At 69.6% G+C, this 14,297-nt stretch carries 14 protein-coding genes; 10 read left to right on the top strand and 4 right to left on the bottom strand.

The genetic code is table 11. The features are described from left to right. A partial coding sequence (locus NBV68_RS11365) for an ADP/ATP-dependent (S)-NAD(P)H-hydrate dehydratase (RefSeq protein ID WP_296309956.1) occupies positions 1-703 on the top strand: 703 nt, incomplete at its 5' end. Next, a complete protein-coding gene (locus NBV68_RS11360; protein WP_296309955.1) occupies positions 700-1,896 on the top strand; it encodes a class I SAM-dependent RNA methyltransferase in 1,197 nt (398 codons plus the stop codon). The genes NBV68_RS11365 and NBV68_RS11360, both read left to right, overlap by 4 nt. On the opposite strand, the gene NBV68_RS11355 is transcribed toward NBV68_RS11360, so the two are convergent. Genes NBV68_RS11355 through NBV68_RS11340 form a run of 4 tightly spaced genes read right to left on the bottom strand, consistent with a single transcriptional unit; the run spans position 1,893 to position 4,719 of the window. Next, a complete protein-coding gene (locus NBV68_RS11355; RefSeq protein WP_296309953.1) occupies positions 1,893-2,675 on the bottom strand; it encodes a hydrolase 1, exosortase A system-associated in 783 nt (260 codons plus the stop codon). The genes NBV68_RS11360 and NBV68_RS11355 overlap by 4 nt on opposite strands. Further along, positions 2,672-3,361, bottom strand: a complete 690-nt coding sequence (locus NBV68_RS11350) for a hypothetical protein (protein ID WP_296309952.1) — start codon at positions 3,359-3,361, stop codon at positions 2,672-2,674. The genes NBV68_RS11355 and NBV68_RS11350 overlap by 4 nt, the downstream gene beginning before the upstream one ends. Positions 3,362-3,381: 20 nt before the next feature. After that, positions 3,382-3,666 (bottom strand): acyl carrier protein, encoded by a 285-nt coding sequence (locus NBV68_RS11345; RefSeq protein WP_296309950.1) that lies wholly within the window; start codon positions 3,664-3,666, stop codon positions 3,382-3,384. A gap of 54 nt (positions 3,667-3,720) precedes the next feature. Continuing rightward, positions 3,721-4,719 (bottom strand): GNAT family N-acetyltransferase, encoded by a 999-nt coding sequence (locus NBV68_RS11340; RefSeq protein WP_296309948.1) that lies wholly within the window; start codon positions 4,717-4,719, stop codon positions 3,721-3,723. A gap of 19 nt (positions 4,720-4,738) precedes the next feature. Between NBV68_RS11340 and NBV68_RS11335 the strand changes: the two genes are divergently transcribed. From NBV68_RS11335 to NBV68_RS11300, 8 genes are all read left to right on the top strand, one after another. After that, positions 4,739-6,280: an acyl-CoA ligase (AMP-forming), exosortase A system-associated gene (locus tag NBV68_RS11335; protein WP_296309946.1), complete on the top strand. Its 1,542-nt coding sequence runs from the start codon at positions 4,739-4,741 to the stop codon at positions 6,278-6,280. Beyond that, positions 6,277-7,503, top strand: coding sequence for a pyridoxal-dependent decarboxylase, exosortase A system-associated (locus tag NBV68_RS11330; RefSeq protein WP_296309944.1), 1,227 nt, complete (start codon positions 6,277-6,279; stop codon positions 7,501-7,503). The genes NBV68_RS11335 and NBV68_RS11330 overlap by 4 nt, the downstream gene beginning before the upstream one ends. 218 nt (positions 7,504-7,721) lie before the next feature. Beyond that, the gene (locus NBV68_RS11325; RefSeq protein ID WP_296309943.1) at positions 7,722-8,363 is read left to right on the top strand and encodes an XrtA/PEP-CTERM system exopolysaccharide export protein; all 642 of its coding nucleotides are present in this window, start codon (positions 7,722-7,724) and stop codon (positions 8,361-8,363) included. Between the two features lie 13 nt (positions 8,364-8,376). Continuing rightward, entirely contained in the window at positions 8,377-9,897 is a 1,521-nt protein-coding gene (locus NBV68_RS11320) for an XrtA system polysaccharide chain length determinant (RefSeq protein WP_296309941.1), read from the top strand. 16 nt (positions 9,898-9,913) lie between these two features. After that, positions 9,914-10,918 carry an AAA family ATPase gene (locus NBV68_RS11315; protein ID WP_296309940.1) on the top strand — a complete coding sequence of 335 codons (1,005 nt, stop codon included), beginning with the start codon at positions 9,914-9,916 and terminating at the stop codon, positions 10,916-10,918. A 2-nt stretch (positions 10,919-10,920) separates the two neighbouring features. After that, the gene (locus tag NBV68_RS11310; RefSeq protein WP_296309938.1) at positions 10,921-12,564 is read left to right on the top strand and encodes a preprotein translocase subunit YajC; all 1,644 of its coding nucleotides are present in this window, start codon (positions 10,921-10,923) and stop codon (positions 12,562-12,564) included. 17 nt (positions 12,565-12,581) lie between these two features. After that, positions 12,582-13,784, top strand: coding sequence for an XrtA/PEP-CTERM system-associated ATPase (locus NBV68_RS11305; protein WP_296309935.1), 1,203 nt, complete (start codon positions 12,582-12,584; stop codon positions 13,782-13,784). 2 nt (positions 13,785-13,786) lie between these two features. Then, a partial coding sequence (locus NBV68_RS11300; RefSeq protein WP_296309934.1) for a polysaccharide deacetylase family protein occupies positions 13,787-14,297 on the top strand: 511 nt, incomplete at its 3' end.

Raw genomic sequence — 14,297 nt, 5'->3', positions numbered from 1 at the left:
CGGGATCGTCGCGGGCGCCATGCCGGGGGCGAGCCTCCTCGCGTCGGCGGCGGCGCAGCGGGCCGGGGCGGGCTATGTCAGGCTGCTCGCCCCCGCTGCCGACCCGCGCACCCCGCCCGAGGTGGTGACCGACACCGCACCGCTTGGCGAAGCGCTGGCGGATTCCCGCATAGCCGCCGTGCTGGTCGGCCCCGGTCTGGGGCGCCACGAGGCGGCGCGGGCGAGGCTGGGTGACGCGCTCCGGATCGCCCCGGCGCTGGTGCTCGATGCCGACGCGCTGATGCTGCTCACCCCCACCATGCCCGGCCGCGGCGTCCCCAAACTCGCAACCCCGCATGACGGCGAGCTCGAAACGCTTTGCCGCGCCTTCGGGGTGATCGCCGAAAGCCGCCGCGACCGCGCGCTGGCGCTCGCCAAGGTGAGCGGCATGGTGGTGCTCGCCAAGGGCCCCGACACCTGCGTCGCCGCGCCCGACGGCAGGCTGGCGCTCGCGCCCCCGGCTTCGAGTTGGCTGTCGGTGGCGGGCACGGGCGATGTTCTTGCCGGGATCGCCGCGAGCCGGATGGCCACCGGGCGCGATCCCTTTGCCGCCGCCTGCGAGGCTGTGTGGCTCCATGGCGAAGCCGCACGGCGGGCCGGCCCCGCCTTCTCGCCCTCGCAGCTTGCCGAAAGGGTGGCGGACGCGCTAGCGGCGGCGCTGTGAGCACCCCTGAACAGATTATCCGCATCGCCGCCAAGGGCGACGGCGTCACCGCCTCGGGCCGCCATGTCGCAGGTGCGGTGCCGGGCGACATGGTGGACGAGGCCGGGGCGATCACCCCCGGGCCGCACCACCAGACCCCGCCCTGCCGCCACTTCGCGACCTGCGGCGGGTGCCAGTTGCAGCATGCCGATGACGCGGCGCTGGCGGCTTTCGTCACCGAGCGGGTGGTCAATGCCGCACGCTCACAGGGGCTGGAATCGGCCGAGCTGCTCCCCGTCCATCTCTCGCCCCCGCACACCCGCCGCCGCGCGGGGCTGCATGGGCTGCGCACGGCGCGGGGCGCGGTGCTCGGCTATCGCGAGGGCGGCGCTACCCGCGTGGTCGACCTTGCCGAGTGCCCCGTCCTGCATCCTGCATTGGCCGCGCTGATCGCGCCTTTGCGCAAATTCGTCGCCGCGCATGGCCCAAAGGCGATGGTCGGGATCAACCTGACGCTCGCCGATCAGGGGGTCGAGGCGAGCCTCTCGCACTTCCCGCTGGACGGCCTCGGCCCGACCGAGGCAGCGCTCGATTTCGCGCGCGAACAGGGGCTTGCGCGGCTTTCCTTCGACCAGGGCTATGGCCCTGAAACCATGTGGGAGCCCGAGCCGGTGACGGTGACGCTCGGCGGCGTGCCGGTCAGCCTGCCGCCCGGCGCCTTCCTTCAGGCGACCCACGACGCGGAAACGCGGATGGCTGCCGATGCCGCCGCTTGGCTGGAGGGCGCGCGGATGGTGGCTGACCTGTTTGCCGGGCTCGGCACCTTCGCCTTTGCGCTCAAGGAGGGCCGCAAGGTGCTCGCAGTCGAGGCCGAGCAGGCCGCGCACCTTGCCTGCAAGACTGCGGGGGCGCGGACGGGCGGAAACGTGCTGGCGCTCCACCGCGACCTGTTTCGCGCGCCGCTGCAACCGGCCGAGCTCAACCGCTTCGACGCCGTGCTGCTCGATCCGCCGCGTGCAGGCGCGCGGGCGCAGATCGCCGAGATCGCCGCGAGCACATTGCCCCGCGCCGTCTGTGTCAGCTGCAATCCCTCAAGCTGGGCGCGCGATGCGGCGGTGCTGGCGGCGGCGGGGTTCCGGCTGACCAAGTTGCGCCCTGTCGGCCAATTCCGCTGGTCGACCCACGTCGAACTGGTGAGCCTGTTCGAGCGTTAGGCTCGCAGGGCTTCGAGAAGCTGCACCCTCAGCCAGTCGCGGTGCGCGGGCTCGACATAGGCGTGGCCTGCGCCCTCGCAGCGGCGGATGCGGGGATCGTTCCTGTCCCACGCCGCCTCGAACACTTGCGCGGTGCGATCGGCGGTGGCGAGTAGGATGCGCACATCACCGGCGAATCCCGCAAGGCCCGCAGCCATATCCTGCGCGAGGCTTGACGGCGGCGGGGGCGGCTTGAGCGCGTGGACCATGCCGCGCGCGAGCTTGCGCAGGTCCACACCTCCGCCGAGCAAACGCTTGACTTCGGAAGGATTCCTCAGCTTCTCGAGATACCGCGCCCGCACCGCATCGGGGGGCGGTGTGCTGTCGTCAGCTTCGCTGTCCTCGATGGTCCAGGGGTTGGAGAGCACCAGCGCCGCCAGCCCCGCGCCGCCCGCCAGCATCAGCGCCGAGGCCGCGTCGCAATTGCCGAAGCCGATCACGCGGGTGATCTGCGGGGCCATCGCCCGGAAGGCGGCCAGCGCAGTGGCGATGTCCTCGGCGCAATCGCGGAAGCCGCGATTCTCGCCCTCGCTGTCGCCGATCCCGCGGCGGTCGAAGCGGAAGACGGGGTAGCCCGCAGAAGCGATCCGCTTTGCCATGTCGGCCTGCCCACCGAAAGCGCCCGAGCGGATCTCGTTGCCGCCGGTCACGATCAGCAGCCCGGTGGTGCCGAGCGCGGTGTCGAGCGTTCCGGCGAGCATCTGCCCGTCGCAGGCGAAGGCATGCGAGCGGCGGCTCATGCGGGCCCGCCTGCGAGGCTCTGGACGATCCGCGCGGCGAGGCGGTCGGCCTGCCTCGCGTCCTCGTCCGGTTCGGCGCGCAGCCACAGGCCGGGGCCGCCCAGCGCGCTCTGGGCAAGGTCGGACTGGCCGGGGGCAAGCGCGGGCTCGGCGTTTTCGAGCGCAGCAAACATCGCAGCGCTGATCGCCCAGCCGCCGAGCGTAAGGCCCTCGGCTCGGCCAAGCGCCATCAGCGATTCGGAACTCTCGGCCAGCCCGGCCTCGCGCGCGGCGATGGTGCGGGCGCGGATCATGCCGCGCAAAAGCTTGGGGCCGGACTGCGCGGCGTAGTGCCAGCCGGGCAGGGCGGGGGGAGCGACGAGCGCCCCGGCGCGGATCGCCAGCACATGGGTGGCGCGCAAGCCTTGCGCGGCGGCGGTCATGGCCGCGCGCCAGCTTTCGAGTGTCTGGTTCGGCAGCGGGGCAAGGCTCTCGTTGCAGCCGGGAAGATCGGGGAGCAGGCAGTCCAACCCGGCGCGGTCGAGCCGCCGTATCACTTCGAGAGTGAAGCGCCTGAGCTTGTTCGCCTCGTCGAACCACGCCGGGCAGACCAGCAGGCGCAGGTCGCGCCCGCGGTCGAAGGCGACCAGCAATTCTGCCTCCGCCGGGGTGCCTTCAGGGGCGGGCGGGGTCCAGGTGGAAATCACGGGGCCGGGGAAGCCGGGGCTCAGCGCGCGCCGAGCTTGGCCTCGGCAAAGGCGCGCAAGCCCCCGTAGGTCTCGAGCATTTCGCCATCAACGTCGTCATCCTCGATGACGATGCCGAGCCGGTCTTCCATCTCGGTCAGAAGCCCCGCCACCGCCATCGAATCCAGCTCGGGCAGGTGGCCGAACAGCCCGGTTTCCGGACCGAAGGTCTGCGCCTGCTCGGGATCGAGGCCCAGCACGTCGGCGATCAGCCCCTTGAGTTCAAGGTCGAGCGCGGCGCCATCGAGGTTGTGCGAAACGGTCATCGGCTTTGCAAAAGTCCCTGTTCAGCCCTGTTGTCCGGGCCGTGGCGGCGGGGCTTAGCCATGCGCGGGCAGTGGTGCAAGTTTTGCGCCGCGTTGCAGCAACCGCTTGGCGAGCGGGGGCCAGGCGCGCAGGCGCCGCGGATCGAGGCAGTCGATGCGGTAGCGGGTGCGCACCTCCTCCATCCAGTCGGCCTTGTAGCTCTGGTCGCCAGTGCCGAAATCGACCAGCGCGACGCGGTCGATGTCGATCACGTGGCGGAACAGTTCGGCGGTCAGCGTGGTGCCGGCAGAGAGGTGCTTGTGGCTTTCGAGATAGGCGAGCTTGTGGATGAAGGCCGTGCCGTTCTCGACCGTCCAGGCCTGCGCGGCGACGGCGAGGCCCTCGGTCCGGGCGATGCCGAGCCTTAGGCGGCCCGCTGCGCCTTCCGCCTCGGCAAAGGCGCGCAGCATGGCGGGCTGATCCTCGGCGGGCTTCCAGCTTGCGGCGTAGATCGTCTCGTAATCGTCCCAGACTCCATGGTCGAAGCGGGTGAGCACTTCCACCTCGACCTTCTTGGCCTTGCGTTTGAAGGTGGTGCGAAGCGGGCCGGGGCGGGCCTCCCAATATTCGGCGAAGCTGCGGCCCTTCACGGGGAGGACGTGGTTTATGTCGCAGGGCTCCACCGCGACCTGCCAGCCCGCCGCGCGGAAGGCACGCGCGAGCCGTGTCGCCGAGCCGTCCTCGCCCGGCACGGGTTCGAGTGTCACGCGCCACCCGCGGCTTTTCAGCTGGCGCGCGATGGCCCCGAGCAGGCGATCACCCGCTTCGTCCGCCGGAGCCAATTCGCGCCAGGTGAAACTGTACCAGTTGCGCAAGGGGGTGATGCGCCCATCGTTCTCGGTGAGCGCGAGTGCGGCCGTGGCGCCCGCATCGCTGGCGATGGCGACCAGCGGGACGAGGCCGGTCTCGGCCAGCAGCGCGAACCACTCGGCCCGGTCGAAGGGCGCGCAGCTCTCCGCGCCAGACAGCGCTTGCAAGACGTTAACGCTATCGTGATACCGCGCTTCGATCACTGGGAACCTGCTCCACACCATGCACCAACCGCCCGATCCGCTCCCGCGTCCGCTCGACCACCTTGCCGAACTGGCAGGGGTGGCGGGGCTTGGGGAGCATCCGGCGCTGGTGCTTCGGGGCGGCAGCCTTAACCACAATCAGTTAAGACAGCGTGTTGCGATGCTCGCCGGATGGCTGGCGCAAGCGGTGCCCGAGAGAGGCGCACGGGTGGCGAGTTGGGCGGCGAAGGGCGAGCTTACCTGCCTGCTCCCTCTGGCAGCCGCGCGCGCCGGGCTGGTGCATGTACCGATCAACCCGCTGCTGAAGCGCGCGCAGGCTGCGCATATTCTCGCCGACAGTGGCGCGCACCTGCTGATGGGCACGCCCGCGCGGCTCGCCAGCATCGAGGCGGGCGATCTGCCCGAAGGCTGCGCGGCGCTGGACGAAGCCGAGGCGCTGGCGGCGGCTGAGACGGCGGGGCTGGAACTCGCCCCCTCGCAGGCCGACCCTAACGAGTTGGCGGCGATCCTCTACACCAGCGGCTCGACCGGCCGCCCCAAGGGAGTGATGCTGAGCCATGCCAATATGTGGCTGGGCGCGGTGAGCGTGGCGCATTACCTCGGGCTTGCCGAGGACGACGTGACGCTTGCGGTTCTGCCGCTGTCCTTCGACTACGGCCAGAACCAGCTGCTTTCGACGTGGTATGCCGGAGGGAGCGTGGTGCCGCTCGATTTCCTCTTCCCCAAGGATGTCGCCAAGGCCTGCGCGAAGCACGGCGTGACGACGCTCGCCGCCGTCCCGCCGCTGTGGGTGCAACTGACCGAGACCGAGTGGCCCGCCGAGGCGCGCGCGCCCTTGCGCCGCCTCACCAACAGCGGCGGGGCGCTGACGGTCGATCTGGTGCGGAGCCTTCGCGGGATGTTCCCTGACGCACGCCTGTTCCCGATGTATGGGCTCACCGAAGCCTTCCGCTCGACCTACCTCGATCCGGCGCTGGTCGACACGCATCCCACCTCGATGGGCAAGGCGATCCCCTTTGCCGAAATCCTGGTGGTGAACGATGCGGGCGAGGTTGCGGCCGATGGCGAGGAGGGCGAGCTGGTTCATTGCGGCCCGCTGGTGGCGCAAGGCTACTGGCAGGACCCTGAGCGCACGGTGGAGCGCTTCAAGCCTGCGCCCGCCGCGTCGCAGTATGGCGGGATGGCGGTGTTCTCGGGCGACCGGGTCAGGCGCGATGCAGACGGATTGCTCTACTTCGCTGGCCGCCGCGATGCGATGATCAAGAGCGCGGGCAACCGCATATCCCCGCAGGAGATCGAGGAGGCGGCGCTCGCCTCCGGCTTGGCGGCAGAGGCGGTGGCGCTTGGCGTCGCCCATCCGCGCTTGGGCCAGGCGGTGCATCTGGTGGTGCGCGGCGATGAAGCCGCGCGCGAGGAGCTGGTGAAGCGGCTCCAGCGCGACTTGCCCAATTTCATGCAGCCGCAGATGATCCACTGGCGCAGCGCGATGCCGCTCAACCCCAACGGCAAGATCGACCGCACTGCGCTGCAGGCCGAATTGAACAAGGAATTCGCGGAATGAAGCCCGTCGGCCCGATCCCTCCCGGCTTCGAAACAATAGGGGGAGAACTCGCCATCGCCGGGCGCCGTGCGAGCGAGTTGGTCGCCGAGGCGGGGCGCACGCCGGTGTTCGTCTATTCCAAGACGCTGCTCGACCGGCGCGTGGCCGAATTGCGCGCCGCGCTGCCCGCGCGCGTCGGCTTGAACTTCGCGGTCAAGGCCAACCCGCATCCCGCAGTGATCGCTCACATGGCGGGCCAAGTGGACGGCTTCGACATCGCTTCGGCGGGCGAGCTTAAGCTGTGCGTGGCCGCCGGGATCGATCCACGCCGGATCAGCTTTGCCGGCCCCGGAAAGCGCGACGAGGAGCTCGAGGCCGCCATCGCCGCCGGCGTCACCCTCAACTGCGAGAGCGAGGGCGAGGGCGCGCGCGCGCTTGCCATCGGCGAGCGGCTCGGGCTGGCGCCGCGCATTGCGGTGCGGGTCAATCCGTCTTTCGTGATGACCGGATCGGGAATGAAGATGGGCGGCGGAGCCAAGCAGTTCGGGGTCGATGCCGAGCGTGTCCCCGCGCTCGCAAAACACCTGATCGCGCAAGGGGCCGAGTGGCGGGGCCTCCACATTTTCACCGGCAGCCAGACCCTCAGCGCGGACGCGATCATCGAGGCGCAGGCCAATGTGCTGACCCTCGCGGCGGAGCTCGCCGAGGCGATCGGCCATCCCCTGCCCAAGCTCAACATGGGCGGCGGGCTGGGCATCCCCTATTTCCCCGGCGACACGCCCGTCGACCTTGCCAAGGTCGGCGCGGCTCTGGCCGAGAAGGTCGCGGCCCTGCCGCCGGTGCTGGCCGGGACCGAGCTGTGCATGGAGCTCGGCCGCTATCTCGTCGGCGAAGCGGGGGTGTATCTCACCCGGATCGTCGATCGCAAGCAAAGCCACGGGGTGACCTTCCTCGTCACCGATGGGGGCCTGCACCACCAGCTGGCGGCTTCGGGCAATTTCGGCACCGTCGTGCGCCGCAACTATCCTTCGGCGATTGCAACGCGTTACGGGGCGGAAGCGACCGAGGAAGTCAACATCGTCGGCTGCCTGTGCACCCCGCTCGATCGCCTCGCCGACAACGCCATGATGCCGCGCGCCGAGGTGGGCGATCTGGTCGCGGTGTTCTGCGCCGGGGCTTATGGCGCAACCGCAAGCCCGAGCGCCTTTCTCGGCCATGGCGCGGCGGCCGAACTGCTGGTCTGAGCGCCCGTCCCAACTGGGCCGCGCGCCGTTAACCGCGCGCGTTAAGGCCTGCCCGGGCGCTGTCCCGATCCGGGATGGGGCCCACTTCGGCGCTGTATAACTAATCTTATCTTCACCATTTCCGGCGACAAGAAGCCCGTAATTCCGGGCGCTCCGTGTCGCAGGTCGCTCCTGCGCACCGGCGGAGCTCCCGGACCAGGCCCAAGGATCCAAGACGCATGTTCCAGCTTCCCGACCTCAAGCGCCTTCTGGCCCTCGGATTCCTGGCGGCCCTGCTCGCCGCCTGCGCGAGTGGCGGCAAAGAGCTTCCGCCGGCCTCCTACGGCGATGGCAGCGTGGTGCCGAGCGAGGAATACACCATCGGCCCGCTCGACGAGATCACCATCCATGTCTGGCGCAATCCCGAACTCAGCGCCGACAAGGTGCGCGTGCGGCCCGACGGGCGTCTGACCATCCCGCTGGTGCAGGACATCCCGGCCGTGGGCAAGACCGCGACCCAGCTGCAGGACTACATCGCCGGCGAGCTGTCGAAATATATCGAGCAGCCGATCGTCTCGGTGATCGTCAACACCCCCGAGGGCAACTTCACCCAGCAGGTGCGGATCATCGGCGCGACCGCGCAGCCCGCCTCGCTGCCCTACCGCGCCAACATGACCGCCCTCGACGCGATGATCGCGGTCGGCGGGCTCAACGAATTTGCCGCCGGCAACCGCGCCAAGCTGATCCGTCTGGACCGCGCGCGCGGCACCCAGATCGAATACCGCCTGCGGCTCTCGGACCTCGTCCGCAAGGGCGACTCGACCGCCAATGTCATGCTCAAGCCCGGTGACACGATCATCATCCCCGAGAGCCGGTTCTAGGGGCGCGAGCGGGATGAGCGAGATCTTCGACGAACTGCGCGCAGCGCTGTGGTCTGTGTGGCACCGGCGCTGGATCGCGATTGCGGTCGCCTGGGGGGTGTGCCTGCTCGGGTGGCTGGTGGTCAGCATGATCCCCAATGCCTACGAGAGCAAGGCGCGCGTCTATGTCGATGTCGAGGACGTGCTGTCCAAGCAGCTCGGCATTGCCGGTGACGGCAAGGAAGAGATCATGCGGGTGCGCCAGACCCTCTCGAGCGCCAAGAACCTCGAGAAGGTCATCACCACCACGCGTCTGGGCGAAGGCATCACCGAGCGCGGCGCGCTCGACGGGGCGGTCGCCGCGCTCGAGAAGAAGGTCAAGGTGACCTCCGAGCAGGACAACCTGTTCCAGATCACCGCCGAAATCGGCCGCAGCGAATTCTCCGACGCCGAGAACGCGGTGCTGGCGCGCGATGTGGTGCAGAAGCTGCTCGACATCCTGCGCGAGGAATATGTTATCGGCAGCCGCACCGGGATCAGCACCGCGATCGGCGATCTCGACCGCCAGCTCGAAGAACGTAAGGCCGAGCTCGAACAGGCCGAACAGCGCCGTCTCGCCTTCGAGGGGCAATATCCCGACCTCGTCGGCGGTTCGGACAGCCTGTCGAAGAAGGTGCAGGACGCGCGCTCCGAATTGCGCAATGTCGAGGCCGATCTTGCCGCCGCGCAGAGCGGGCTGGCGGCGATCTCGGGCCAGATCTCAAGCACGCCGCGCACCGTTGCCGGCGGGCGCGATGCTACGGGGCCGCGGGCGGCGCTGATGCAGGCCCAGACCCAGCTTGCCGAATTGCGTGCACGCGGGCTGACCGACAGCCACCCCGATGTCGTCTCGACCAACAAGCAGGTCGCGATCCTTGCGCGTCAGGCGGCAGCGGCGGGCGATGATGCGGGCGGCGCGCCCAATCCCGCCTATGCCTCGCTGGTCGCGATCAAGAGCGAGCGCCAGGCGAGCGTCGAGGCGCTCCAGGCCCGCCGCGCCGCGCTCCAGAGCAATTTCGCCGCATTGATGGCGAGCCAGGCGAGCGAGCCCGCGGTCGCGGCCGAAGCCAACCGCATCAGCCGCGACTATGACGTGCTGCGCCAGAACTACGAGAAGCTGCTCCAGGACCGCGAGGCGCTGAAGACCCGCGGCAAGGTCGAGGACAAGGCGAGCCAGTTCCGGTTCGACATCATCCAGCAGCCAGGCGTCCCCCAGAGCCCCGCCGCGCCCAACCGGCCGCTGCTGCTGCTCGGTGTGCTGATCGTCGGGATCGGGGCGGGCTTTGCCGCAGCCTATGCGCTCGGCCAGCTCAAATCGAGCTTCGCCACGCCGCAGAAGCTCGAGCGCACCTTCGATCTGCCGGTGATCGGCGCGATCTCGCTGACCGTCTCTGAGGCCGCGCGCGCGGTCGAGAAGAAGCGGCTCAAGCAGTTTGCCGGGGCCTGCACCGGGCTTGGCGCGATGTTCGTGATTTTGCTGGCGATCGAGTTCGTCTCGATCGGCGGCGTGGCCTGAGGACGGGGCAAGAGACATGACCGATCAGGGCAAGATCAATCGCGAGGGCGCAAGGCCGGCATCGCTGTTCGAACGCGCGGATGCGGCTTTCGGGCTCGATCCGCGCAAAGACGGGCTGAAGCTGCCGCCGGTGGCGCCGGGCCTGCCGCCGGTGCCGCAAGCGCTGCGCCGTCCGGCTCCGCAACCGCAGCCGCAACCGCAGGCGCATGTCCAGCAGCCGCAAGCCGCACCCGCACCCCAACCCGCTCCGGCGCCCGAACCCGCCACGCCGCCGCCGCCGCGCGCGGTGGCCTTCTGCGGTCCCTCCGCGCGGATCGACCGCGAGCATCTGCGCGACGGCGGGCTGATCGTTCCCGAGGACCCGGTGACCGGGCTTCTGGAAGAATTCCGGATCGTCAAGCGCGAGCTGCTCGCCGATGCCCGCAGCGGCGCGTCTCCGCTCGCTCGCCGCATCCTCGTGTGCTCGCCGCATACCGGCGAGGGCAAGACCTATTGCGCCACCAACCTCGCGATCGCGCTCGCCGCCGAGCGCGGCCTCGAGGTGCTGCTGGTTGACGCCGACGTGGTCAAGCCGAGCATCACCGAGCGTCTCGGGATTGACGCCGAGGAGGGCCTGATGGACGCGCTCGCCGACCCGCGCATCCTGCCCGAAAGCCTCGTCATCAAGACCGATATCGACGGCCTGTACGTGCTGCCCGCGGGCCAGGCCACTGCACGCGATGCCGAATATCTCGCCAGTAGCCGCACTGCCGATCTGCTCGACCGGCTGACCGAGGGCGCGCCCGACCGCATCCTGATCTTCGACACGCCGCCCGCGCTCGCCGCCTCGCCTGCCGCCGAACTCGCCAAGCATGTCGGCCAGGCGCTGCTGGTGGTGCGCGCCGACGAGACCAGTCGCGCCGCTCTGGAAGACGCGCAGCAGCTGCTTTCGGCCTGCGGCGATATCAAGCTCCTGCTCAATGCCGCGCGCTACAGCCCCTCGGGCCGGCGCTTCGGCTCCTATGGCGCGAAGGGGAAATGACCATGCGTGCCCGCACCTTCACCAAGTTTCTGCTGACCGCCGGCCTTGCCGCTGCCGCGGCCACGCCCGCTTTCGCCCAGGCTCAAGGGCAGGGGCAGGGCGGCGATGGCCCGTCCCAGCGCGGCAATCGCGTGGTCCAGCCCTATATCGAGGTCAGCCAGATCGTATCGGCCGAACTGAGCCCCGGCAATGACGTGGTGACCTTCACGCAGATCGCCGCCGGGGTGGACATCAACGTCCAGGGCCGCAACAGCGGCGCGGCGGTCTCGCTGCGCTATGAACGCAACATCGCCTACGACGACGACGCGGTCGACACCGACACGGTGAGCGGCATCGCGCGCGGCACGCTGGGAATCGTGCCGGGCAAGCTCAGCCTCGAGGCAGGCGCGCTCGCCTCGCGCACGCGCGCCGATGGCGGCGGGGCGGTCACCGCCAACCCGCTGGTGCGCGAGGATGCCGAGAGCCGGATCTACAGCGCCTATGCCGGGCCGAGCCTGCGCACCCGCGTCGGCGATGTCGCCGTCGAGGGCGTGGCGCGCGTGGGCTACAACCGCTTCGAGATCGACAACGCGCTCGTCACGCAGGGCGGCAATGTGGTCGACACCTTCGACGATTCGATCACCTACATGGGCCAGCTGCGCGCCGCGACTCGCCCGGGCGAGCTGCTGCCGGTGGGCCTCGCGGTCACCGCCGGAGGTTTCCAGGAGGATATCGGCAATCTCGACCAGCGCGTGCGCGACCTCTACGTGCGCGGCGATGTGACCTTGCCCATCTCCCCCACCCTCGCGCTGGTCGCAGGGGCGGGTTACGAGGATGTCGAGATCTCCAGCCGTGATGCGCTGCGCGATGCCAATGGCGTGGCCCAGCGCGACGAGAACGGCCGCTTCATCACCGATGCCAGCGCCCCGCGCCGGATCGCCTTTGCGGTCGACGGCCTCTTGTGGGACGTCGGGGTGCTGTGGCGCCCGTCCTCGCGCACGTCCTTGCAGGCCTCCGTCGGCCGGCGCTATGATTCGACCACCTATTACGGCACCTTCACCTACGTCCCCAACGAGCGCAGCGCCTTTGCGGTAGCCGCCTATGACGGAGTGAGCGGTTTTGGCGGGGTCATCAACAACGGCCTTGCGCGCCTCGACAGCGATTTCGAGGCGATCCGCAATCCGGTGACCGGCGACTTCGGCGGGCTTGTGAGCGGCACGCAAGGGCAAGCCATCGTCGGCGCGCTGGGCTCGACCCGCTCGGCCGCCTTCCGCGGGCGCGGGGTGAGTGCCTCCTACCAGCGGCAGATCGGCCGCACCACGGCAGCGCTGGGCGCAGGCTACGACCGGCGCACCTTCATCGCCGCAGCCGGCACCGTGCTCGCCCCCGTCAACGGCCTGACCGACGAGAGCTACTATGTGATTGGCGGCCTCAGCCGCGATATCGGGCAGAACGCCAACATCGCCACCAATGCCTATGCCAACTGGTTCGACGGCGCGGGCGGCAATGACGCCACCGCCGCAGGGGTCTCGGCGGCCTACAACCAGTCAATCACCCGCCGCCTGACAGGCCGCGCGGCGATCTCGGTCGATTATGTCGACAGCGAGTTCACTGCGGAGGACTTCGCCTTCGCCACCGCGCTGGTCGGCCTGCGCTACGATTTCTGAGGGGAGTGCAAGAGCACATGTACGAGAATTTCTACGGCTTCAGCGGACGCCCCTTCCAGCTGACTCCCGATCCGCAATTCTATTTCGAGAGCGTCAGCCACAAGAAGGCGATGAGCTATCTCGGCTATGGCCTCAGCCAGGGCGAGGGCTTCATCGTCATCACCGGCGAGGTCGGCGCGGGCAAGTCGACGCTGGTTGCGCATCTGATGGAGCGGATCGATCCGGCCGCGCTCACCGTGGCGCAGGTCGTCACCTCCGCGCTCGACGGGGCCGAGATCGTCCACGTCATCGCGCAAGGCTTCGGCCTGCCGGTCGAGGGGCATGACAAGGCGACCGCGCTGGGCGCCATCGAGCGCTTCCTCCAGGACGAGGCGCGCGCCGGGCGCCGCTGCCTGCTGGTGGTCGACGAATGCCAGAACCTCGAGCTGACCGCGCTCGAAGAGCTGCGCATGCTCTCCAACTTCCAGCTGGGCTCGCACCCGCTGCTGCAATCGCTGCTGCTCGGCCAGCCCGAGTTCCGCGCGACGCTGGCCCAGCACCCGGGGCTCGAACAGCTGCGCCAGCGGATCATCGCCTCGCACCACCTCGAGGCGCTGGATGCCGGCGAGGTCGAGCATTACGTGCGCCACCGCCTCGGCCATGTCGGATGGCGCGGGCGGCCGGATTTCGAGGCGGGGCTGCTCGATGCGCTCTATCGCCACACCGGCGGGATCCCGCGGCGCGTCAATCAGGTGATGAACCGGCTGCTGCTGCTCGGCGCGATCGAGGAGCGCGAGACGCTTAGCCACACCATGCTGGGCGACGTGATCGCCGAGATGTCGGCCGATCAGAGCCGCGGCGCGCGCGCGGCCAGCGATCTGCGCAGCGCGCCGGTCGTCGAACCTGTCGCCCCGGCTCCTGCCGCAGCGCCCGTTATCCCTGCGCAGGGCAGCCTGCCGGCGACCGAAGTCGCGGCCCTGCTCGCCGAGCGCGACGCGCGCACAGCCGAGCTTGAAGCGGCGATCAGCGAATTGCAGGCCGCAGGCATGGCGCGCCCCGGCACCGCCGGCGGCGAGGCCCTTGCGCTTCCGCCGGAGGAGGCCCGCGCCGCAGAAGCCCGGCTCGCCGCCGCGCTCGAGCGGATCGAGGCGCGGCTCGAGGAGCAGGAGCAATCCTTCCGCCATGTGCTCACGATGCTGATCGAGTGGCTCGAGGAAGACCCGTCGCGCAGGGCCGCGTGACCATGAACGCGCCGTTCCCCGCCCCTCTGGCCCGTCCCTGCGGTTCCGGCATCGTCAACGGCCTGTCGGTCGATGTCGAGGACTGGTTCCAGGTCGGCGCCTTCGAGAACGTGATCGCGCGGGCCGAGTGGGACTCGATCAAGACCCGCGTCGAGGACAATGTGTATCGCGTGATCGACCTCTTCGCCGAGGCCGATGTCAGCGCGACTTTCTTCACGCTGGGCTGGGTGGCCAGGCGCCAACCGGGCATGATCCGCCGGATCGTCGATGCCGGACACGAGATCGCCAGCCACGGCTATGACCATGCGCGGGTGTTCACCTTCACGCCTGCCGAATTCGCCGAGGATATCCGCAAGGCGCGCAAAATTCTCGAGGACGCGGGCGGAGTGGCGGTGACGGGTTACCGCGCGCCGAGCTTTTCCATTGACCACCGCACACCGTGGGCTTTCGCGGAACTGGCCGAGCAGGGTTACGCCTATTCGTCCAGCGTCGCGCCGGTCACGCACGATCACT

The organism is Erythrobacter sp. (assembly GCF_023653175.1).
Classification (GTDB): Bacteria; Pseudomonadota; Alphaproteobacteria; order Sphingomonadales; family Sphingomonadaceae; genus Erythrobacter.
Note: the sequence above shows the minus strand (reverse complement) of the source record. Positions and strands in the feature narration are given on the sequence as shown.

What these genes read in the sequence shown, in the direction of transcription:
- NBV68_RS11315 (WP_296309940.1), top strand. Translation starts at nt 9,914, where the DNA reads ATGACCGATCAGGGCAAGATCAATCGCGAGGGCGCAAGGCCGGCATCG.
- NBV68_RS11310 (WP_296309938.1), top strand. Translation starts at nt 10,921, where the DNA reads ATGCGTGCCCGCACCTTCACCAAGTTTCTGCTGACCGCCGGCCTTGCC.
- NBV68_RS11325 (WP_296309943.1), top strand. Translation starts at nt 7,722, where the DNA reads ATGTTCCAGCTTCCCGACCTCAAGCGCCTTCTGGCCCTCGGATTCCTG.
- NBV68_RS11335 (WP_296309946.1), top strand. Translation starts at nt 4,739, where the DNA reads ATGCACCAACCGCCCGATCCGCTCCCGCGTCCGCTCGACCACCTTGCC.
- NBV68_RS11345 (WP_296309950.1), bottom strand. Translation starts at nt 3,666, where the DNA reads ATGACCGTTTCGCACAACCTCGATGGCGCCGCGCTCGACCTTGAACTC.
- NBV68_RS11320 (WP_296309941.1), top strand. Translation starts at nt 8,377, where the DNA reads ATGAGCGAGATCTTCGACGAACTGCGCGCAGCGCTGTGGTCTGTGTGG.
- NBV68_RS11355 (WP_296309953.1), bottom strand. Translation starts at nt 2,675, where the DNA reads ATGAGCCGCCGCTCGCATGCCTTCGCCTGCGACGGGCAGATGCTCGCC.
- NBV68_RS11305 (WP_296309935.1), top strand. Translation starts at nt 12,582, where the DNA reads ATGTACGAGAATTTCTACGGCTTCAGCGGACGCCCCTTCCAGCTGACT.
- NBV68_RS11330 (WP_296309944.1), top strand. Translation starts at nt 6,277, where the DNA reads ATGAAGCCCGTCGGCCCGATCCCTCCCGGCTTCGAAACAATAGGGGGA.